The sequence below is a fragment of the Blautia sp. XA-2221 genome (assembly GCF_028767025.1).
GTDB lineage: Bacteria > Bacillota > Clostridia > Lachnospirales > Lachnospiraceae > Blautia_A.
Genome location: NZ_JAJQXX010000006.1, coordinates 127,392 through 149,177 on the forward strand (window position 1 = coordinate 127,392; position 21,786 = coordinate 149,177).

The 21,786-nt window shown below is 42.7% G+C and carries 24 protein-coding genes; 9 read left to right on the forward strand and 15 right to left on the reverse strand.

What is annotated here, in order from left to right; translation table 11 throughout:
• Positions 1–4: 4 nt before the first annotated feature.
• The 8 genes from mreC to LU279_RS07340 all read left to right on the forward strand — a co-directional run bounded on the left by mreC (position 5) and on the right by LU279_RS07340 (position 8,397).
• On the forward strand, positions 5–937 hold the full coding sequence (mreC, locus tag LU279_RS07305) for a rod shape-determining protein MreC (protein WP_274421908.1): 933 nt from the start codon (positions 5–7) through the stop codon (positions 935–937).
• Positions 937–1,464: a rod shape-determining protein MreD gene (mreD, locus tag LU279_RS07310; protein WP_274421910.1), complete on the forward strand. Its 528-nt coding sequence runs from the start codon at positions 937–939 to the stop codon at positions 1,462–1,464. The genes mreC and mreD overlap by 1 nt, the downstream gene beginning before the upstream one ends.
• Entirely contained in the window at positions 1,449–4,349 is a 2,901-nt protein-coding gene (locus LU279_RS07315; RefSeq protein WP_274421912.1) for a penicillin-binding transpeptidase domain-containing protein, read from the forward strand. Before mreD ends, LU279_RS07315 begins: the two co-directional genes overlap by 16 nt.
• Before the next feature lie 72 nt (positions 4,350–4,421).
• Positions 4,422–5,210: a septum site-determining protein MinD gene (gene minD / locus LU279_RS07320; RefSeq protein ID WP_274421914.1), complete on the forward strand. Its 789-nt coding sequence runs from the start codon at positions 4,422–4,424 to the stop codon at positions 5,208–5,210.
• Positions 5,211–5,242: 32 nt separating this feature from the next.
• Positions 5,243–5,494 carry a cell division topological specificity factor MinE gene (minE, locus tag LU279_RS07325; RefSeq protein WP_274421916.1) on the forward strand — a complete coding sequence of 84 codons (252 nt, stop codon included), beginning with the start codon at positions 5,243–5,245 and terminating at the stop codon, positions 5,492–5,494.
• Positions 5,491–6,648, forward strand: coding sequence for an FtsW/RodA/SpoVE family cell cycle protein (locus tag LU279_RS07330; protein ID WP_274421918.1), 1,158 nt, complete (start codon positions 5,491–5,493; stop codon positions 6,646–6,648). Before minE ends, LU279_RS07330 begins: the two co-directional genes overlap by 4 nt.
• Positions 6,645–7,844, forward strand: a complete 1,200-nt coding sequence (locus tag LU279_RS07335; protein WP_274421920.1) for a D-alanyl-D-alanine carboxypeptidase family protein — start codon at positions 6,645–6,647, stop codon at positions 7,842–7,844. Before LU279_RS07330 ends, LU279_RS07335 begins: the two co-directional genes overlap by 4 nt.
• A gap of 133 nt (positions 7,845–7,977) precedes the next feature.
• On the forward strand, positions 7,978–8,397 hold the full coding sequence (locus LU279_RS07340) for a twitching motility protein PilT (RefSeq protein WP_274421922.1): 420 nt from the start codon (positions 7,978–7,980) through the stop codon (positions 8,395–8,397).
• A 261-nt stretch (positions 8,398–8,658) separates the two neighbouring features.
• On the opposite strand, the gene LU279_RS07345 is transcribed toward LU279_RS07340, so the two are convergent.
• The 10 genes from LU279_RS07345 to LU279_RS07390 all read right to left on the reverse strand — a co-directional run bounded on the left by LU279_RS07345 (position 8,659) and on the right by LU279_RS07390 (position 17,389).
• Positions 8,659–9,720, reverse strand: a complete 1,062-nt coding sequence (locus LU279_RS07345) for a tyrosine-type recombinase/integrase (RefSeq protein ID WP_274421923.1) — start codon at positions 9,718–9,720, stop codon at positions 8,659–8,661.
• A gap of 324 nt (positions 9,721–10,044) precedes the next feature.
• On the reverse strand, positions 10,045–10,491 hold the full coding sequence (dtd, locus tag LU279_RS07350) for a D-aminoacyl-tRNA deacylase (protein ID WP_274421925.1): 447 nt from the start codon (positions 10,489–10,491) through the stop codon (positions 10,045–10,047).
• Positions 10,492–10,577: 86 nt separating this feature from the next.
• Positions 10,578–11,219 (reverse strand): cytidylate kinase-like family protein, encoded by a 642-nt coding sequence (locus LU279_RS07355; protein WP_274421926.1) that lies wholly within the window; start codon positions 11,217–11,219, stop codon positions 10,578–10,580.
• 69 nt (positions 11,220–11,288) lie between these two features.
• Positions 11,289–12,203 (reverse strand): RluA family pseudouridine synthase, encoded by a 915-nt coding sequence (locus tag LU279_RS07360; RefSeq protein WP_274421928.1) that lies wholly within the window; start codon positions 12,201–12,203, stop codon positions 11,289–11,291.
• On the reverse strand, positions 12,200–12,742 hold the full coding sequence (gene lspA, locus LU279_RS07365) for a signal peptidase II (RefSeq protein ID WP_274421929.1): 543 nt from the start codon (positions 12,740–12,742) through the stop codon (positions 12,200–12,202). The genes LU279_RS07360 and lspA overlap by 4 nt, the downstream gene beginning before the upstream one ends.
• Positions 12,739–13,830: a 3-dehydroquinate synthase gene (gene aroB / locus LU279_RS07370; protein ID WP_274421932.1), complete on the reverse strand. Its 1,092-nt coding sequence runs from the start codon at positions 13,828–13,830 to the stop codon at positions 12,739–12,741. Before aroB ends, lspA begins: the two co-directional genes overlap by 4 nt.
• Before the next feature lie 21 nt (positions 13,831–13,851).
• Positions 13,852–14,604 carry a YlmH family RNA-binding protein gene (locus tag LU279_RS07375; RefSeq protein WP_274421933.1) on the reverse strand — a complete coding sequence of 251 codons (753 nt, stop codon included), beginning with the start codon at positions 14,602–14,604 and terminating at the stop codon, positions 13,852–13,854.
• Positions 14,605–14,610: 6 nt separating this feature from the next.
• Positions 14,611–15,249: a cell division protein SepF gene (locus LU279_RS07380; RefSeq protein WP_274421934.1), complete on the reverse strand. Its 639-nt coding sequence runs from the start codon at positions 15,247–15,249 to the stop codon at positions 14,611–14,613.
• A gap of 29 nt (positions 15,250–15,278) precedes the next feature.
• The gene (locus tag LU279_RS07385; RefSeq protein ID WP_274421935.1) at positions 15,279–15,971 is read right to left on the reverse strand and encodes a YggS family pyridoxal phosphate-dependent enzyme; all 693 of its coding nucleotides are present in this window, start codon (positions 15,969–15,971) and stop codon (positions 15,279–15,281) included.
• 17 nt (positions 15,972–15,988) lie between these two features.
• Positions 15,989–17,389, reverse strand: a complete 1,401-nt coding sequence (locus LU279_RS07390) for an HlyD family efflux transporter periplasmic adaptor subunit (RefSeq protein ID WP_274421936.1) — start codon at positions 17,387–17,389, stop codon at positions 15,989–15,991.
• 225 nt (positions 17,390–17,614) lie between these two features.
• On the opposite strand from LU279_RS07390, the gene lexA reads away from it, so the two are divergent.
• A complete protein-coding gene (gene lexA / locus LU279_RS07395) occupies positions 17,615–18,235 on the forward strand; it encodes a transcriptional repressor LexA (protein ID WP_022067458.1) in 621 nt (206 codons plus the stop codon).
• 202 nt (positions 18,236–18,437) lie between these two features.
• Here lexA and rsfS read toward each other — a convergent pair whose 3' ends face one another.
• From rsfS to obgE, 5 genes are read right to left on the reverse strand one after another with little or no spacing between them, the layout of a single operon-like run.
• Entirely contained in the window at positions 18,438–18,797 is a 360-nt protein-coding gene (gene rsfS, locus LU279_RS07400; RefSeq protein ID WP_022067457.1) for a ribosome silencing factor, read from the reverse strand.
• 28 nt (positions 18,798–18,825) lie between these two features.
• Positions 18,826–19,419, reverse strand: coding sequence for a bis(5'-nucleosyl)-tetraphosphatase (symmetrical) YqeK (gene yqeK, locus LU279_RS07405; protein WP_274421937.1), 594 nt, complete (start codon positions 19,417–19,419; stop codon positions 18,826–18,828).
• On the reverse strand, positions 19,412–20,059 hold the full coding sequence (gene nadD, locus LU279_RS07410) for a nicotinate-nucleotide adenylyltransferase (protein WP_274421938.1): 648 nt from the start codon (positions 20,057–20,059) through the stop codon (positions 19,412–19,414). The genes yqeK and nadD overlap by 8 nt, the downstream gene beginning before the upstream one ends.
• Positions 20,060–20,075: 16 nt before the next feature.
• On the reverse strand, positions 20,076–20,366 hold the full coding sequence (gene yhbY / locus LU279_RS07415) for a ribosome assembly RNA-binding protein YhbY (protein ID WP_022067454.1): 291 nt from the start codon (positions 20,364–20,366) through the stop codon (positions 20,076–20,078).
• A 29-nt stretch (positions 20,367–20,395) separates the two neighbouring features.
• Entirely contained in the window at positions 20,396–21,688 is a 1,293-nt protein-coding gene (gene obgE, locus LU279_RS07420; RefSeq protein ID WP_274421939.1) for a GTPase ObgE, read from the reverse strand.
• Positions 21,689–21,786: the final 98 nt, after the last annotated feature.

The window sequence follows — 21,786 nt, forward strand, 5'->3', positions numbered from 1 at the left end:
ATCCATGAAAAACCTGAAAAAGAAATTTCGATTTCGTATTCATTTAAAAAGTAAACATCTTCTGGCAATTATGACCTTCTTCTGTGTCAGCGCCATTGTTGCCACCCTTGCTTCCGGTGTGACTTCAGCGCCATTGCAGGAAGCAGCCGGGCTGATTATTGTTCCCTTTGAAAAATCCATTGCATCTATCGGCCAGTGGATGACCGGGGTTCAGAACAGTTTCCGGGAAAAAGAAGATCTGATCCAGCAGAACAAAGAACTGCAGACAACAGTAGACACACTGACAGAACAGAATAATGTGCTTTTACAGGATCAGGCTGAACTTGCCCGTCTGGAACAGCTCTATAAGCTGGATGAGGAATATACGGATTATCCAAAGGTTGCTGCCAGGATCATTTCCAAAGATCCCGGAAACTGGTATGATACATTTATGATCAACAGAGGAAGCAACGACGGTATCCGTGTGGACAACAATGTGATTGCCGGAAAAGGTCTGGTAGGTATTGTCACGGAGGTAGGCTCCAACTGGGCCACAGTCCGTTCTATTATTGATGACAGCAGCAATGTCAGCGCCATGACAGTAAGTACAGATGATATCTGTGTGGTAGAGGGAGATCTTGAACTGATCGATGAAGGAAAACTGAGATTCAGCCAGCTTTACGACAGAGAAGACAAGGTTTCCGTAGGAGAGAGAATTGTTACCTCCAATATCAGTGACAAATATGTGGAAGGACTGTTTATCGGATACGTCAGTGAGATCGAACTGGATACCAATAACCTGACCAAAACAGGTACTCTTGTTACTCCGGTTGATTTCCAGCATTTAAAAGATGTGTTTGTGATCACAACCAACAAGCAGGACGCAGTACAGGGAAAGGCTGAGGAGAACAAAAGTGATGCAGCCTCAGAAGAGGATGCTGCAAAGGAGGCAGAATAATGAAAAGTAAACTTGTTCTGTTTTTTACTATTATTGTCTGTTTCCTTTTGCAGTCCACGGTCCTTCACTCGATTTCTATTGGTTCTATTACACCGAACCTTCTTTTGATCCTGTGTATTTCCATGGGATTGATGCGCGGGCGAAAAGGTGGAATGTGGACCGGATTTTTCTGCGGTCTTCTGACAGATCTGTTTTTTGGCTCTGTTCTTGGATTTTATGCGCTGATCTATATGTATGTGGGATTTATCAGCGGATATACCTACCGTATTTATTACGATAATGACCTGAAGGTTCCCATCCTTCTTACTGCAGCCATGGATCTTTTTTATAATCTGGCTGTTTACGGATTCCAGTTCCTGTTAAGGGGACGTATGAATCTGTTTACCTATCTGTACAGAATTATTATTCCTGAAATTGTTTATACCGTATTTCTGACGGTGATCGTATACAGGATCTTTTATTATATCAATCATCATTTTATGACCCCCGTCAGGAAAGAAAGTGAGTCTATTTGGGTACTAAAATAAAAAAACTGATCAAAAAAATCCAACTGAAACGTACAACTGTGGTGATTATTGTGTTTATCGTAATGGCATTTATCCTGATCCGCCAGGTTTTTGAGCTGCAGATCATCCAGGGTGAAAACTATATCAGCGAATTTGAAAACCGTATCACCAAAACCCGTGTACTGAAAAGTACAAGGGGAAATATTTATGACAGAAACGGCGAAATGGTAGCTTCCAATATTCTGTCCTACTCCCTGACGTTTGAAGATAACGGAAGCTATGAAACTACCCGTGAAAAAAATCTTACATTGAATGGGGTTGCATACCGGGTTCTCCAGATTCTGTCAGAAAACGGGGATACCCTTTCCGGTGATTTCCACATTATACTTGACGAAAATGGAAATTACGCATTTGATGTGGGAGAAGGCTTTGCACTTAGCAGATTTAAGGCAGATATTTACGGACATCCTCTGATCGATGATCTTACGAAAGAACAGGCTTCTGCCTCTGCCGAAGATATTGTGAATTATCTGACAGGAAGCGATGGCTTCTCTATTGTTCTTTATGGTGAGGACGCCTATACACCGGAAGAGCTGAAGCAGTACGGACTTCCTCAGGAACTTTCCAGACAGGAAATCCTGGATATTGCATCCATGCGTTATAAACTCAATACAAACAGTTTCCAGAAATACATGGCTGTTACCATTGCCACAAACGTAAGCGAAAGCACAGTGGCTGCAGTTATGGAAAACCAGAGTCAGCTTCAGGGAATTGACGTGATCGAGGATTCGGTGCGTCAGTATATTGATGATGAAAGTATGGGACCGGTTCTGGGGTATACCGGACGGGCATCTGCTGAAGAGCTGGAAGCTCTGAAAAAAGAAAATCCCGACTATTCCAACGATGCAGTAGTCGGAAAGGCCGGAATCGAACAGCATATGGAGCAGTTTCTTCACGGAACAGACGGACAGGAAACCGTAACGGTTGACAATCTTGGAAAAGTCCTGAAAATTGATGAAAACACCATTGAGCCTCCTGTGGCGGGAAACGACGTATATCTGTCCATTGATTCAGACTGGCAGAGCGCTATTTATCAGATCCTGAAACAGCGTGTTGCAGGTGTGCTTCTGACCCGTATTGAAAATACGAAGAAATTTGATTTTGAAGGCGTAAAAGATGCCAGTCAGATTTCCGTGCCAATTTATGATGTTTACAATGCTCTGGTAGCAAACAGTGTCATTGATATTGAAAAATTCAATGATCAGGATGCTTCCGACATAGAAAAAAATTTATATGCCAAATTTCAACAAAAGCAGCAGGAAGTTTTTGATACAATAACTAACAGGCTGACAGGTGACAATCCGCCGGCATATAAGGATGAATCCGAAGAAGTACAGGAATATCTGACTTATATCTGCGACACGGTACTCCGAGATACTCTGGGCGTTATCTCCAAAGATGCAATTGACACTTCTGACCCTACCTATCTGGCATGGACAGAGGAAGAAAGCATCAGTCTCAGAGAATATCTGAACTATGCTGCCGGGCAGAACTGGATTGATATCTCTGTAATTTCTCCAGAGGGAGAATACCTGGATTCGGCAGAAATTTATCAGGCTATGACCTCCTACATAGTGGATTACCTGAAAACAGATCTTGGCTTTTCCAAGCTTCTGTACAAGTATCTGCTTATGAATGATCAGATCTCCGGTCAGGATCTCTGCCTTGTACTTTATGAGCAGGGAGTTCTTTCCAAAGAAGACGATGCATATTCCCAACTTGCATCCGGGGAGCTTAACTCCTATGATTTTATGATCAATAAAATCGCCAATCTGGAAATTGAGCCCGCACAGCTTGCGCTGAAGCCATGTTCTGCATCGGCTGTAGTGACGGATGTAAATACCGGAAAGGTTCTGGCCTGCGTATCCTATCCGGGATATGACAATAACAGACTCAGCAATGAGATGGATACGGATTATTACACCAAACTTTCCCTTGATCTTTCCAGTCCTTTCTTTAACAAGGCCACGCAGCAGACAACTGCTCCGGGTTCCACCCTGAAGCTTCTGTCAGCAGTGACCGGAATGATGGAGAATCTGATCGATGATGGAACCTATATTGAATGTACAGGAAAATTTGATCTGGTCAATCCGCCTATTAACTGCTGGAACAAAAACGGACATGGCGCTCTGGAGATCAGAGGCGCAATCGAACAGTCCTGCAACTATTATTTTAACATGATCGGCTTTGAGGCCGGAAAAAATGAAAAAGACGAGTTTTCAGAAAATCTCAGTCTTTCCAAACTCCAGAAATATGCAGAGGAGTTTGGTCTGGATGAAAACACAGGAATTGAAATTTCAGAGGCGACTCCTCACGTTTCGGACAGCAAGGCAGTTCCTTCCTATATCGGACAGGGTAACCACCTTTATACAACCAGCCAGCTTGCCAGATACGCTACAGCGCTGGCAACTTCCGGAACTGTGTATGATCTGTCTCTTCTGGATAAGGTGACAGATTCCCAGGGACAGACACAGAAGACGTACGAGCCTGTTGTCAAAAGCGAAATGACTGATGTGCCGTCCTATGTCTGGGAAGATATCCATGACGGCATGCGCCGTGTGGTACAGACTCACGAACAGTTTAACGGACTGGGCGTGGCACTGTCCGGAAAGACAGGTACGGCAGAGATTGACTACAGACAGCCGAACCACGGTCTTTTTATCGGTTATGCGCCTTCTGATCAGCCGCAGTATGCTGTTGCAGTCCGTATTGCCAATGGATATTCTTCCGGAAATGCCTGCACCACAGCAAATGATATTATGGAATACATTTTTGATCTGGCAGATGAGGATACCATTCTGACAGGCTATGCATCCACGGATGTCAGCAATACATCCAATGACTGATATCAGTCCGGTGTAAAATACCAGAGAGAAAACCAGAATTATGGAACATATCTTTTAGGAGGAATCAGAAACATGGGTGAGGTCATTGTTATTACATCTGGAAAGGGCGGAGTGGGAAAAACCACAACAGTTGCCAATATCGGCACCGGACTTGCCATGGCAGGCAAAAAAGCAGTTGTGGTGGACACAGATATCGGTCTTCGCAATCTGGATGTGGTACTTGGACTGGAAAACAGAATTGTATATAATCTTGTAGATGTGATAAACGGAAGCTGCAGACTGAAGCAGGCTCTGATCCATGACAGACGTCATCCGGAGCTGTTTCTCCTGCCATCCGCTCAGACAAAGGACAAGTCTGCAGTTTCTCCGGAGCAGATGATCAAACTGACCGAGGAGCTTCGGGAAGAATTTGATTATGTTCTTCTGGACTGTCCGGCAGGAATCGAACAGGGATTTAAAAATGCAGTCGCCGGAGCGGATAAGGCTCTTGTAGTGACAACTCCGGAGGTTTCTGCCATCCGCGATGCAGACCGTATCATTGGTCTTCTGGAAGCCGGAGGACTGAGAGATATCCATCTGATCATCAACCGGCTGAGACCGGATATGATCGCCAGGGGAGATATGATGTCAGTGGATGATGTGATCGAGATACTGGCAGTAGATCTCATTGGAACCATTCCTGACGACGAACAGATCGTTGTAGCTGCCAATCAGGGAGAACCTCTTTCCGGCAAAAAGTCCCAGGCAGAAGAGGAATACAAAAATATCTGCAGACGTCTTCTTGGTGAGGAAGTTCCATTTATGGAAATCCGCCAGAAAAAAGGAATGTTCCGCAGACTGGGACAGATTTTCAGAAAATAATTTCATGATCTCATAAAAAGGAGGGTGTTCTGTTGAAAACCGTTTTACAGGGAAAAGGCCGCTCCGCAGGATATGCCAGAGACAGAATGAAAATGCTTCTGGTGTCGGAACGGATCGACTGCTCTCCACAGATGATGAAAATGCTGAAAAACGATATGATACATACAGTAAAAAAATATATTACAATTGACGAGACAGAAGTCAAGATCCGCATTACGCAGGAACCTCCTGTGTTTCATGCGGACATTCCTGTCAGATCAAAAAAGGAACAAAGGACAAAATGATTAAACAGTATAAGCTTCGTTTTTACAATTTCAGACTGCTTCTGTTTCTGCTGGTCATCAGTTCCATCGGTGTGGTACTGGTAGGTACCGCCCGTGAGGATCTGATGCTCAAGCAGCTTATGGGTGTGATCATGGGTCTGGTTATCATGGTAATCCTGTCTCTCATAGATTATTCCTGGATCTCAAACTTTCAGTGGATCATGTACGGCGGCAATATTGTGCTGCTTCTGATCGTGCGCCTTTTTGGAGATACTGCAAACGGCGCAGCGCGTTGGATAGATTTTGGTTTTATCCGGTTCCAGCCTACAGAGCTTGCAAAAATTATTATTATTCTTTTTTTTGCCAGATTTTTTATGGATCATGAAGAGGATCTGAACAGTTTTCGTACACTGGCAAAATCGGCAGTTCTTTTGGCCGTGCCTCTTTACCTGATCCTGGATCAGCCGGATCTGAAAAACACGATCATGATCACAGTTGTGTTCTGTGTTCTGATTTATATTGCCGGACTGAGCTACCGTATTATCGGAGGTGCGCTTCTGATTGCAATTCCATTAGTGGTGATCTTTTTGATGATCGTGGTACAGCCGGAGCAGAAGCTTATTAAAGACTATCAGAGAGACCGTATCATGGCTTTTCTTTATCCGGAAAATGAAGAATACACAGATGACACACAGCAGCAAGATAACTCCAAGACAGCTATTGCATCCGGAGAACTTACCGGCAAGAAACTGTCCGGTGATTCTGTTGCATCAGTAAATGAAGGAAACTTTGTGGCCGAAAACCAAACGGACTTTATTTTTGCAGTAGCGGGAGAGGAATATGGATTTATCGGATGTACAACCATTATCCTTCTTCTTCTGGCAATTGCCCTGGAATGCATTCATATGGGACTCCGTGCAAAGGATCTGTCCGGAAAGATCATCTGCTGTGGAATGGGAAGTATTGTTGCTTTCCAGAGCTTTCTGAATATCTGTGTAGCCACCGGAATGGGGCCAAATACAGGAACTCCCCTTCCGTTTGTAAGCTACGGACTGACTTCTCTTATCAGTCTTTATACTGGAATGGGGCTTGTTCTGAACGTAGGTCTTCAGAGCAGCTTATATAACAAAGAACTTCAGAAAACAATGCCCGATAAGAAAGAGGAATATTTATGAGAAACGAACAGCCTGTTCGCAGACGAAAAACAGATACCGAAAGACAGAGAAGCGCTGGCTTGGATAAAAAAGTACGCAGAAACTCCGGAAACGGAGCTTCTCCTGTAAAAGAACGCAAACAGGAGCCGCAAAGGAGGACACAGGTTTCTTCACCGGCTGCTCAGAGAAGAAGAGCAGCGAGAATAAAACAGATGCGAAGGAAAAAAGTCATCCGTATCCTTCTTTTGATACTTCTGGTCGCATCACTGCTTGCAGGAGCAGGAGCTGCTGTATTTATTGTCAGAAAAACTTTTTTTCGGGGACCGGTACAAAAGTACAGCGTTTCTGCAGAATTTTCGAATTCCCGGATCACCGGTTCGGAAGGAAAGGCAGCCGGCTTTGCGGCAGATCTGTGTGTGGTTTCTGGAGATACTCTTCTGGATACCGTAACATTGGAGGGAGATCAGGAGGGACTTCTCCTGGATATAAAAAACAAACAGGTGCTGTATTCCAAAGGAGCCTATGACAGAGTATATCCTGCCAGTATCACAAAGATCATGACAGCGCTTCTTGCTTTCCAGTATGGAAATATGGAGGATGTGGTAACAATTTCAGAAGAGAATATCACTCTGGAAGAAGGATCGCAGGTGATTGGCTTCCAGGTAGGAGATAAGGTTACCATGGACGAGCTGGTGCACGGACTTCTTGTGTATTCCGGAAATGATGCGGCATCAGCCATTGCCACTCATATCGGAGGCTCCACAGAAAAATTTGTGGACATGATGAACAGCTATGCGGCACAGCTTGGCTGCACAGGCACTCATTTTACAAATCCTCACGGCCTTCAGGACGAAAACCATTATACAACGCCCTATGACATTTACCTGATGCTGAAGGAAGCTTTAAGATTCCCGGAATTTACAGAGATCACCCAGCTTGGTTCTTACACGATTTCCTATCAAAGCAGCGACGGAACAGAAGTCAATACGCCTCTGACTGCAACAGACCATTATCTGACCGGAGAGGCAACTGCCCCCAAGGGAATCACTGTTCTGGGGGGGAAAACCGGAACCACCAGCGATGCAGGAAACTGTCTGGCGCTTTTAAGCCAGAATGCTTACGGGGATCCCTATGTTTCCATTGTCATGGGTGCTTCCACAAAAGATCTTCTTTATCAGCAGATGAGTTCACTCCTCGAAAATGCCAATACAAAATAAAAAATTTGTAAAAAACACAATTTTTTCAGAATTAGGCATTGAATTTTATGATAAAATGCACTATAATTAGAACATATTAATAAAAGTTTTTGTTAAAAATTAATATTATATTGTGTCTAAGGAGGAAAACAGCATGGTTGAACTGATCGTAGGAAAGAAAGGCAAGGGCAAAACAAAAGTACTGTTAGACAAAGTGAACGGCGCAATTAAGAATGTAAATGGCAGCATTGTTTACTTAGACAAAAGCACGAAACATATGTATGAACTGAACAATAAGGTTCGTCTGATCGATGTATCCGGATATCCGATCATAAATGCAGATGAATTTGTTGGATTTATTTGTGGCATTGTTTCTCAGGATCATGACCTTGAGCAGATTTATCTGGACAGCTTTTTGACAACAGCTAAACTGGAAGGCCTTGATATTTCTGGTACTCTTGAGCAGCTTGAGGAAATTGGAGAAAAATTTGGTATTTCCTTTATCATCAGCGTATCTCTTGATAAAGAAGAAATCCCGGCTGAATTTCAGGATAAGATTGCAACAGCTTTATAATATTTAATTTTTATTTTATAAAACTACATATGATGGGGAAGGTTTTACAGGAGTTCCGCCTTTTGGCAGAGCTCCTGTTTTTTGGAATTCTATAATATGGTTCTATAATAAATGTTGGGGTGTATAAAATTTAATTCATACATCCCGACATTTTTTGGCCTCTGTTTCAAGCTTTGGGGTGAGATTTTTTAAATACTTAAATTTTCCGTACATATGACCGTTATCTGGGAAGAAATAAAAGCAAATAAAAGTGGGAGGATATCAGTCCTCCCTTAACTTTACTGCAGTGGCTGCCTGACGCCGTCTGGCGTCGTCTAAGGCCGCGTAATGCTTTTTGGTAGTATTTACATCTCTGTGCCCCAAAACGTCCGCTACAAGGTAAATATCGCCGGTTTCCTGGTAAAGAGCCGTACCATAGGTACTACGAAGCTTGTGAGGGGTAATTTTTTTAGTGGTTGTGATTTCACGGGAATATTTTTTTACGAGGTTTTCAATGGCCTGCACACCGATGCGCTTTTTTTGGGAAGAGTAGAAGAGAGCGTGTTCATGGCCGGGGAGAGGAATTATGTTTTCTCTGACTTCCAGATAATTTTTCAGAGCTTTTTCTACCTCTGGTCCAAAATAGACAACCATTTCATTTCCGCCTTTTCGGGTAACTTTAATTCCATTATTCTTAAAATCCACATCTTCAATATCAAGTCCCACACATTCAGAAACACGGATTCCGGTTCCAAGAAGCAAAGTTACAATAGCCAGATCACGTTCCTTTGTCTTTTCCCAGTAAGCCCGTTTCTGGCCGGTCAGAGTATCGCCAGCGTGTTCAATGTGATCCAAAAGCAGAGCAACCTCGTCTGCATCAAGACGGATAATACTTTTTTCGTGAATCTTTGGCACATCTACAAGTACCGCAGGATTTGTTTCGATCATTTCCCTTTTATAATAATAGGCGTAAAAACTTCTGAGAGCAGAAATTTTCCGCTTCAGGCCTCGTTCACCATTGGTTTCCATTTTATCGCCATTATGATTGTGGTAAACTTTCAGATATTCCTGGTATTCCTCGATATCAAGGGCTTTTACCTGATCCAGCACATTTATAGAAAAATCAGTCATGGATTTATCCTTAAAAGCAGGATTTGTATCCAGAAGAAACTGGAAAAAGATACGGATATCGTAGGCATAGGAAATTCTTGTTTTTGTGGTGGTTGTCGAGTCAATGGCGCGGAAATAATCCCTGCAGAAAGGCGGCAAGGTTGCAAGAACCTGACGAAGCCGCAAAGTATTTTCAATATCAGTATGTTCGTGATAAGTTTGCTTTGGTTCCATAAAAAACTCCTTATTATTTTTTAAATAAAATAGTTATAGTGCAAAAGACAAAGGATATATAGAAAAATCATATGTATCGTATAAAAATACAGCATAATTACGGTACAATGAAACTCAGCAATATATTGTTGAAAGTATGATTTTCTTGATCATTATACCACAGAAGTGGTTTTCCGGCAACATCTATATGAAAAACTCGGGTTTGTCGTATAGATATAGATTGCAACAGAAGCCCCCATTTCTGCTTTTCGGGGGCTGTTTTCTGATTCCAATCGATCTTGTTCTTCTAATTGATTGCTTATTATCAATCGAGCTTTTACTGATTTATAATATATGCTCGTCTAAAAGTATGGTAAACGGCCCGTCATTAACAAGGCTTACTTTCATATCTGCTCCAAAAATACCGTGTTCCACAACAGGAACTGTTTTCTGGGCCTCACGGATCATATACTCATAAAGTTCCTCTGCCATATCCGGGGCTCCGGCTTCAATAAAACTGGGACGATTTCCTTTTTTACAGTTTGCATACAGAGTAAACTGGGAAACCAGCAAAAGTTCTCCTTCTACGTCCTTCAGAGAAAGATTTGTTTTTCCTGCCTCATCTTCAAAAATACGCAGCCCCAGAAGCTTTTTCAGGTATTTGTCTGCAATTTCCCGGTTATCTTCCTTTCCGGCTCCCACAAATACCAGAAGCCCTTTTCCAATCTTACCTACAGTATTTCCATCTACAGTTACCTCGGCCTGCAGAACTCTTTGAATAAAAAGTCTCATAAAACAGTTCCTTTCTTTTGCTTTTTGTAAAACACCGGGGAATCTGTCTGTTCCCCGGTGTTGATAACTTTCTGCTTTTATTTATTTTATTTTTTCTTGGATTCATCAAAAATCTGAACCGAATTGATAATGATTTTTGCCGCATTGTCAATTCCCAGCTTACCGCTGTCAATACACAGGTTATAATCCTTGGCAGAACCCCATTTTTTATTTGTGTAATAATTATAATAGCTTGCTCTGCTCTTATCTGTTTTAACAATAAGATCCTTGGCTTCTTTATCTGATTTTCCGTATTTTGAAGCAATTCTACGGATTCTGGCATCCATATCTGCATGAATAAAAATGCTGAAGCAGTCTGGGCAGTCCGAAAGTGCATAATCTGCACAGCGGCCTACCATAACGCATGGCCCCTCTTCCGCCAGCTTTTTGATCGCATCAAACTGCGCCAGAAAGATCTTATGATTCATTGGCATATCATTAAATCCTGCAGAAGAATATCCAAAGGAATAGGTATCCATAACAAGCGAATACAAAAAACTGTTTGTTGGCTTTTCATCATGATGTTCAAACAGCTCCTTACAGATTCCACTGTCATTTGCCGCGCGCTCCAGAAGTTCTTTGTCGTAGCATTTGATGCCAAAGTATCTGGCAACCTCCTGACCGATCTGTCGTCCTCCACTGCCATATTCTCTTCCGATTGTAATAATTGAACTTGTTGTATTACTCATAAGCGATACACTCCCTTCTGCGAACATACTTCTGACATATATTATACATGATTTCCAGGGAAATGCCAACTATTTTCGTAATTTTTCTAACAACTTAACAAAATATTCTGGCAAAGGTGCGGTAAATTCCATATATTCGCCTGTTACCGGATGGACAAATCCCAGAACCATTGCGTGAAGCGTCTGACCCTGAAGATGGAAAGGATTTTTGGATGAACCATACACGGTATCTCCAAGAAGTGGATGTCCGATGCTTGTCATATGTACACGGATCTGGTGAGTCCGGCCTGTTTCCAGCCTGCATTCAATGTAAGTATACTGTCCAAAACGCTCCAGAACTTTATAATGTGTGACTGCTGGTTTTCCGTTTTTATTGTTAATGGCCATTTTTTTACGGTCAGTAGGATGGCGTCCGATAGGGCCTTCTACAGTTCCTTCGTCATCTTTTAGATTCCCGGCTACAATGGCCCGATAACGCCTTTTTATGGAATGTTCTTTCAGCTGCTCTGCAAGATCTCTGTGTACGGAATCTTCTTTACAGATCAGAAGAGCTCCTGTAGTATCTTTGTCAATTCGGTGAACAATTCCAGGACGCAAAACCCCGTTGATTCCGGAAAGCCGGTTACCGCAGTGCGCCATCACTGCATTTACCAGAGTTCCTTCTGTGTGCCCTGCAGCGGGGTGAACCACCATCCCCTTTGGCTTATTTACCACCAGAAGATAATCATCCTCGTACAGAATATCCAGAGGAATGGCTTCCGGTTTAATATCCAGAGGCTCCATATCAGGAATTTCCAGACATATTTCCGTTTCCGGCTGTATTTTGTAATTGGCTTTTACCGGCTTTCCATTTACAGAAACAGCCTGTTCCTTCAAAAGTTTCTGGAGATAGGAACGCGAAAATTCAGGGCATTTTTCTGCCAGATAACGGTCAATACGGACAGAAGTTTCCTCCTGTCCGGTTGTAAAATTTAAAATCTTCATGAATGATCCCTTTTTCGTTTTATAAAATCAAAATCCTCATCTTTGTAACAGAAGCCTACCAGAATAACAAAAACAATGCCTCCGCACACAACAAAAATGTCTGCCACATTAAATATCGGAAAGTCGATCAGGGAAAAATAGATAAAATCAATGACATATCCGTAAAACAGACGGTCAATAAAATTCCCCAGAGCGCCGGAAACCAGAACTGCTCCTGTTATCAGAAGAGGCAGATAATATTTGTTTTTCGGTATACGCACATACAAATATAAAAGCACTGCAAAAAACAGAATACACAGGGTAAGAAAAAGAATCTGCCTGCCCTGAAACATCCCAAAAGCCATACCGCGGTTTTCCAGATAAGACAGCTCTAATACTCCGGGGATCAGTGAAATGCCAGGTGCCCCCTTTAAACGTCTGTCTGCCAGGTATTTTGTCCACTGATCAAGAGTGGTAAGCAGAATGACAGAAAAGCACCACCAGAAGCCACAGATCGTTACAGGAAAGGTACTTGTATTTCGATCCTGTTTTCCAGTCATTGCAAAATCTCCTGAATACCCGCCAAAATTTCTTCATCTGACAGGGTTTTATCTATAAAACTGTTTCCGATTCCTTTCATCAGAATAAATTTAATATGGCCCTGTTCCATTTTTTTGTCATTTCTGGTTGCTTCCAGGATCTTCTCCGGATCCAGACCCTGCACGGCAACCGGAAGCCCGAAATCTTTGCATCCACAAAGAATCTCCTGATATTCTTCATCTGACAGAAGCCCTCTGTTCCTGGATATTGCAGCTGCGGCTATAGCTCCCACTGCAACACACTGTCCATGAAGCAGCTGAAAATCCATAAGCTTTTCTACAGCGTGGCCTATAGTATGTCCAAGATTCAGAAGCGCTCGTTCTCCCTTCTCTTTTGGATCCCTCTCTACAACGCCGGCTTTGATCTCACAGCACCTGCGGATCACAGAAGCAAGAATCCGACTGTCAAGTTCCCGGATCTGCTTTTTCTGTCTGCATACAGAACGGAACAGTTCGCTGTCGCAAATCAGTCCTGTTTTCAGAACCTCTCCCATTCCACAAATAAATTCTGTTTCAGGAAGGGTGCTTAGCGTTTTCATATTCATATATACCAGGCGGGGCTGGTGAAAGGCTCCTACCATATTTTTGTACTGCAGAAAGTCCACTCCTGTTTTTCCGCCAACACTGCTGTCTACCTGAGCCAGTAGCGTGGTGGGAATCTGTACAAAGTCAATGCCGCGAAGATAGGTGGCAGCGGCAAAACCGGTGAGATCTCCGGTTACACCGCCTCCCAGAGCCACCAGAAAACCTGTACGGTCAATTTTATTTTCAATTAATGTCCTGTACAGTTTCTGGACAGTATCAAGGTTTTTACTTGACTCTCCTGCCTCAAAAACAAAAACAGATACCGATTTTTCTACAGACTCCAGGATTTTCTTTACCTGCTCTCCATAGAGAGGAAAAACATTGGAATCGGACACAATACAAACATTACGATCCACCAGGTTTTCCTGCTTCAGTCCGCTGGTCAGTCCCCAAAAATCTTCTTCAAAATAAATAGGATAATAAAATTCTCTTTCACGGCGGACATTTAAGATATTGTGTTCCATGATCGAACACCTCCTGTTCTCTTACACATACTTCAGAAGACAGACTCCGATCCTGCCTTTTTTGGTTTTTCCGGAAATTTTTTCAAAAATAAATCTGCCTTTTCCTCTGACAGAAATAATATCTCCTTCTTTTGGCTCATATCCATTGGAAGTGATCAATTTTCCATTTACAAAAACCTGACCGCCTTCAATATAGGAAACCATACTGCTTCTGGAAGCCTGAAATGCAATAGAAATAAGAGCATCCAGCCGCACAGACGTACAGGTTCCGGAAACCGTGGAAAAACTGGGCGCAGGAAGTTCCTCCGGATTTTCTACTTTTGATACAGTCACAGTTGTGTGACGGACCCTGCACAGATTCTCCATAATAAAATCTGCAATCTTATCATGGCAGAATACCCAGGCCCCCTGCTCTTTTACAAGTATATCACCGACCACCGAACGTTCTACACCAAGGCCCAGAATCGTACCAAGGTAATCTCTGTGGGTAAGGATCTGTGAAAATTTTGCCGCCTTTGGTTCAACCTTTAGACAGCAGATAGGATATTCCCAGTAAAATCCCAAATCTGCAGGATAAAAGGCTATGATCTGACGTTCCGCTCCGTCATATCCACCATACCCTTCTATCACAATCCCCGGAAAATGTGCTGCCTGACTTTTTACCAGATTTTGTTCGTTTAAATTAAGAAAATCCGAAAAGGTGACAATATCTCTCTGATAAGAGAGATTTGCCAGTTCCCGGATTCTCTTAATGAAAAAATCATCTTTTTCCATTTTGTATTAATATCCTGCTCTTACTGACGGAACAGATCCTCCCAGAATATTCTGGAGATCACCGGTAATGTCAACATTGGATGGTCCCAGTACAAAGATGTAGCTGGATACTTTCTGAAGACTTCCGCCCAGGGAATAACATGCGCCTGAAGTAAAATCAATGATCCTCTGTGCAAGCTCCACATCAATTCCCTCCAGATTCAGGATCACTGTGGAATTGTCAACCAGTGTGTCTGCAATCTCGCGGGTATCCTCCATGGATGCAGGCTTGATCACACAGACTTCCATATTCACAGACTGAGAGCTTCTACGGCTGCTTCTCATAGGAGTGATCTTACTGGATGAAGTACGAATGGGCTTTTCCTGTTTTACAGGAGTAACTCTGGAAACAGAAGAAGCTGATTTCGGACTGAATTTCTGAGCAGATTCTTCTTCCTCTTCATCATCCAGCTCGTCATACTCATCGTAATCATCATCTTTTTTCTTACCGAATTTCTGAAAAAATTTCTTTACCGGTTTTTCATCTTCGTCATCATCCAGAAAGTCATCATCGGATTCATCCAGGATATCATCATCCAGAAAATCGTCCTCATCGTAATCGTCGTTCAGTTTCACTGCATCTAAAAGCTTATCTAAAACGTTCATTTTAATCTCCAATCTTATTCTTTGTTTCGTTATCGCACGTAATTTCTTTCACCGAAAATTCCCGTGCCCACACGAACCATTGTTGCGCCCTCTTGGACAGCGACCTGATAATCTCCAGTCATCCCCATACTCAAAACGCTCATACTAACATTATTAATGTTTTTTGCCTCAATGTCAACACTTAATTTTTTTAATTGTCGGAAAAAACCACGGTTGTCTTCTGCATTTTCCACATAAGGAGCAATGGTCATAAGTCCCTGTACCTTTATATGAGGAAAATCTGCAACAGCCTCAATAAGAGGAAGAACCTCGTCCATTTTCAAACCGAATTTGCTTTCTTCCTGAGCAACATTCACCTCCAGGAGAATGGGAACACAGACCTGACGCTTTGCAGCTTCCTGTTCAATAGTCTGAGCAAGACGCAAGGAATCTACAGAATGGATCAGGGAAACCTTATCAACAATGTATTTAACCTTATTTCTCTGCAAATGACCGATCATGTGCCACTTGATATCATCAGGAAGCTGTGGATGTTTGTCCATGATCTCCTGTACCTTATTTTCGCCGAAACATCTGGCGCCTGCATCGTAGGCTTCCTTCAGCATGGACACAGGTTTTGTTTTGCTTACAGCGATCAGAGTAACCTCTTTGGGATCACGTCCTGCTATTCTGCATGCTTCATCAATATTTTTTCTGACCTGTTCCAGATTTTCTGTTATCATAATTTCCTGCCTCCAGACTAATATAAAATCTCTTCTTCATTTACTTTGTCTGCATCACGAACAATGTGATCATACCGTGAAAGTCCATAAGAAGTATTTTTTGATACGATGGCGTATTCTTCATTCTGGTCAAGAACCTCTATCCTGCGGAAAACAGCATATCCCTGATTGGTACAGTATACACCTTCCAGAACCCCGACATCTTTGATCACATATCGGCTCTGATCTTCCTGACAGACAACCACATCGCCTTCTTTGAATTTCTTTTTATCTATATAATAAATATAATCCGGTTTCTTTCCTTTTTCTGTTTCCGTACTTTTATCCTCAATCTGCGCATAAATATCAGCCGGAACAAACGTAGAGGTGCTATTTCCATTTTTGTCCGCACCTTCCACCATAAATCCTGTCTGTTGAGTTTCCCTGTCTGTTGTGGCATATTTGGATGGAATCGTATAAAATTCCTTAGTTACAATGGAAGACAGAGGGATTTTCAGACCAGTAACCGTATTTGTTACAAGCTCAATCTCTATAAAGCGATCAGAAGCATACCGGATCAGCCCCTTGTTAAAATCAATCCGGCCATATTTCTGACCGTCGATCTCTATAATAGAAAAGTCTCCGTTCTGAGTTTTATCATCTTTCAGAAATTTTACCCGGACAGTAGTCCTGTCAGCAAGCTTCGCCTCCTGTTTTTCACTGAGAGGAATCAGGATACTCCACCGTTCATCCGTAATAAGAGTATAAACAGGATCTCCTGCTTTTATGGAACCGTCTGTTTTCAGATCTGTTTCATGGTAAGCATTCTGATCAAAATCTACTGTCGATAAAGTGGATATGCTTTTATTTTCATAGCCGTCCATGGAATAAAGGACAATCCCGTCACTGTCTGCTTTTGTAACTGCCTGACCTCCCAAGGACATCGAGCCTCCTTCAGCGGTTCCTGCATACTGAAGGATATTTCCCTCTAAAGTATATTTAAAGCTGTATGTATTATTAAATTTACTTGGATTAAAGCCTTTTGAGAAACTCATCATATCATTGCGGATACTGGTAAGCTCCTCCGGGGTCAGTTCAGCGCTGTTTTCTGTTGGCTTAGAGCTGCTAATCCCGTAAACCGGTCCATTGGCATTGATCTTATTTCCTTCTCTTGCATAGTAGGTAATAAAACCGTCAGAATCTGCTTTATAAATGGACTCTTCACGTATGGCAAGCCCTGTGTATGTTTCATTTCTGGAAAGAGGTCCGGAAATAACCTGATAGGATTCTACTTTATCAGATGCCAGATATACAATCATACTGAATATCATATACAGAAGCAACACGCCAAAAATAATGGTTCCGATATTCAGGCCGAAAATATTTTTTATTTTTGAAAGAAACCCATGGTTTCTTGATGATTTACTGTGATCAGGCAAAAAAATGCCTCCTTTAAATAACTTTTTCAGATATACGAACCCATTGTATCATTTTAAGCCCTGTCTGACAAGGAAAAGAGACAGTTTTTTCACTGTGGATCATAAACAGACCGATTGTTTTTTTGTGATTTGCGAACATATTTTCCGAATATCTGTTTGCTATCTGTAAAAAAGTATGGTATAATAACGAAAACGGAATGTTGCGGAAATTTTGGAGGTAAAAATATGGCATACGGCAGAATCAGTAAGAAGCAGCAGGAAATACTGGATTATATTAAAAACGAGATTCTGAACAGGGGATTTCCTCCGGCAGTGCGTGAGATCTGCGAGGCTGTCCATCTGAAATCTACATCCTCTGTTCATTCTCATCTGGAAGCTCTGGAAAAGAACGGTTACATCCGTAGAGACGCAACGAAGCCAAGAGCGATAGAGATCCTTGATGACCAGTTCAATCTTGTGCGCAGAGAGGTTGTGAATGTTCCTTTGATTGGAACAGTGGCTGCAGGACAGCCTATATTTGCAGTAGAAAATATTGAAGGATATTTTCCGGTCCCGGCAGAGTTTATGCCCAATGCCCAGAGTTTTCTTCTGAAGGTAAAGGGAGACAGTATGATCAACGCAGGAATTTTTGACGGAGACCAGGTTCTGGTAAAACAGCAGTCCTCTGCTGAAAATGGCGATATGGTAGTAGCTCTTGTGGAGGATGCAGCTACAGTCAAGACTTTCTATAAGGAAGACGGCTACTATCGTCTTCAGCCTGAAAATGACGAGATGGATCCGATTCTTGTTCACGGTAATCTTCAGATCCTCGGCAAGGTATTTGGCGTATTTCGTTTTTATAACTAATCAGAACAGCCTTAAAAGAATCCCCGGAAACTGTTGCTTTTCGTTTACAGCTTCCGGGGATCCGTATTTTTATCAGAAATTATTTCTCCAGACAGGACAGGTTTTATAAAACTCTTCCTGCTGGATATTTTTTTAATTATTAGTTTACATAAATTAATTATTGCAAACCAAAATTTCTATATACAGACAATTTCACACAGATTTATTCTGCCAGAAATTCTTCCATTTCCAGAACTTTTCCATCACGCCAGATTCTCTCCAGATCATAAAACAGACGGTTCTCTTCATCAAACACATGAATGATCAAATCGCCGTAATCCATAAGGATCCAGCTGGAATTTCTGGTACCCTCAATCTGTTTTGGTTCATATCCTGCTTTTGTAAGCATCTCTTCCACATTGTCAACCATAGCCTGAACCTGATTCTGATTGCTTCCGCTGGCAATTACAAAATAATCTGCCAGAACAGAAACCTCATGAATATCAATTACTTTTACATCCATGGCTTTTTTGTCATCAAGAGCTCTTAAAGCAATCTTTGTCATTTCCTTTTCTCTATTCATAGATCAAAGCCCCTTTCCGGCAAAGGAATCAGTTTCCCTGCCTTTTTGTGTGTAAATCTCTGTAGTAAGCAAATGCATCTTCTGTTGCAGAATCAATTTCCCCCGGAGTTTTTTCCAGATAATCCAGGGTATCTTTCAGGATCACATACATGCATTCATCCAGATCCTGAAAGGCGATCTTTCGGATTTTTGACAAATTCTGCGCCCTGTCCCTGCCCGGTTCAATGTAATCTGCAATATAAACAATCTTTTCCAGAAGACTCATATCCGGCTTTCCTGTTGTATGGAAAGCAATGGCAGAAAGAATTTCTTCTTTTCCGATTCCATATTTATCCTTTGCCACAAAAGCGCCCAGCTTTGCATGGAGAAGAAATGGATGTTCTCTTTCAAAGTCTGTTACTGGAATACGGTTTTCCTCGCACATATCCAGTTTCTTTTTGTTGGGAATACATTTTGCGCAGTCGTGAAGAAGTCCTGCCAGCTGCGCATCCGGTATCGAGCAGTCATGAGCCATTGCCAGAGCCGCGCAGGTATACATAACGCCAAGCGTATGATGAAACCGATTTTCGTCCAGATGCTTTGAAAGTTGTTTCTGTATTTTTATAAAATCGTATTCAGCCATTGTATTTAGTTCCTCCTTCCGATGCAAGATAAATATGATGCTCCCGGATATAGGAAACCACCGGATCCGGAACATAGTATCGGAGACTTTTTCCCTCCTGTATCCACTGACGGATCAACTGACTGGAAATATCAATATTCAGCGTATCCAGCCGGATAAAACATCCTCCATACTGATGAGAAAGATAAGTCATTTCCTGATCCAGACTGGATGTGGGAACATGGTTTCTGGCAGCAACCACAATGGTACATGCCTGGCAGATCCGAGAAGGCTCTTTCCAGGTGGCGAAATCATAAAGAGAGTCTGCGCCGATAATAAAGTAATAGTCTGTGTCCGGGTTTTCCTGTTTCAGCCGTTCCAGGGTTCGATAGGTATAAGAATATCCGTCTTCGTTCATTTCTATCAGAGAAAGTTCAAAATGAGGATTTCCCTCAATGGCTTTTTGCACCATGGAAATCCTCTCTTCATTACTTGCTCTTCCCTGACGGTTCCTTTTATGCGGAGGGTTTCCGCTTGGCATAAACCACACACAGTCAAGTCCCAGCTGTTCATATGCCTTTTCTCCGAGAATCAGATGGCCTACGTGAACAGGATCAAAGGTTCCTCCCATGATTCCTATTTTTTTTCGATGTGAAGCCATGTTCATTCCTCCTGTATTATGGCAGAATGATTTTTTTCTTATCTTTTTTGCCTTCCCGGTAAAGAACGATCTTACGTCCAATTACCTGAACAACCTGAGAATGTGTTCTCTCTGCAAGAACCTCTGCCATCTGGCGGGGATCGTCCAGGCAGTTCTGAAGAACACTGATCTTGATCAGCTCTCTGGCTGCCAACGCTTCATCTACAGAAGCTGTATTCTCCGGTGTAACGCTTCCCTTACCAAGCTGAAGGACCGGATCCATTTTCATTGCCAGACTTTTCAGATAAGCTCTCTGTTTACTTGTCATAACTGTAACCAGCCTTTCTAAAATATCACTTATTTATAATAATCAAAGTCAAATCCGTACATGCGCACAGTGTCGCCTTCTTCTATGCCGGCGTTTTCCAGTTCATCAAGAATGCCTCCGTCCTTAAGGAAACGCTGGAAGAAAGCAAATCCTTTTTCTGAATCCAGATTGGTATAACCCAGCATTTTTTCAATCTTCGGTCCTTCCACAACAAAGACATGGGGATCGTCCTCCGCCTTTGTAACAGTATAAGGAAGGTTCTCTGTAATAAGAACATCCTCCGGGAAGAATTCCTGTTCAAAAACAATGCGCTCTGCAGGGCTTTCATCAAGAAGCTGCCGGATCCCAAAAAGCAATTCACGGATTCCCTGACCTGTTGCCGCAGAAACGGGATATACCTGGATTCCCTTGGGTTCAAATTCAGCTCTCAGGCGATCTACCGGATTTTCTTCGCCATCATCAAAGATACAGTCGATCTTGTTGGCTGCGATCAGCTGAGGTCTTGCTGCGATTTCCGGATTATAAGCTTCCAGTTCTTTGTTGATCTTATAAATATCATCCACCGGATCACGGCCTTCTGTAGAAGCCGCATCTACAATGTGAACCAGAACTCTGGTTCTTTCAATGTGGCGAAGAAATTCATGACCAAGACCTACGCCTTCAGAAGCGCCCTCGATCAGCCCCGGAATATCTGCTATTACAAATCCTCCGTTCTCTGTATCCACAACGCCCAGATTGGGGCTCAGAGTTGTAAAATGATAATTGGCGATCTTTGGCTGTGCATTGGTAACTCTGGAAAGGAAAGTTGACTTTCCAACATTCGGGAAACCGACCAGACCCACGTCTGCGATCACCTTCAGCTCCAGAAGAACCTCCAGCTCCTGGGCAGGCTGTCCAGGCTGAGCGTATTTCGGCACCTGCATAGTAGCAGTTGCGTAATGCTGATTGCCTTTTCCGCCTCTTCCACCTTTTAACACAACCTGTCTTTTGTTGTCTCCGGACATATCGGCAATGACTTTACGGGATTCCGCTTCCATAATAACTGTTCCCTCCGGAACCTTAAGAACAATATCCCTGCCGTCTCCGCCGTGGCAGCGTCTCTTTCCGCCTTCTTCTCCGTCCTCTGCTTTAAATTTTCTTTTATGCCTGTAATCTCCCAGAGTGTTCTGTCCCTCGTCCACTTCAAAGATAACGTCTCCGCCTCTTCCGCCGTCCCCGCCATCCGGACCGCCGTTGGGTACGTACAGCTCTCTGCGGAAGCTTACATGGCCGTCTCCGCCCTTACCAGAACGGATAATGATTTTTGCTCTGTCTGCAAACATAAAGTCGCTCCTTATACTGTAAATCACGACCACCGGCTTAGCCGGTGGTTTGCTTTGACCCTATAAGGGTCTGTTACCGGCACTGGAGTCTAAAGACT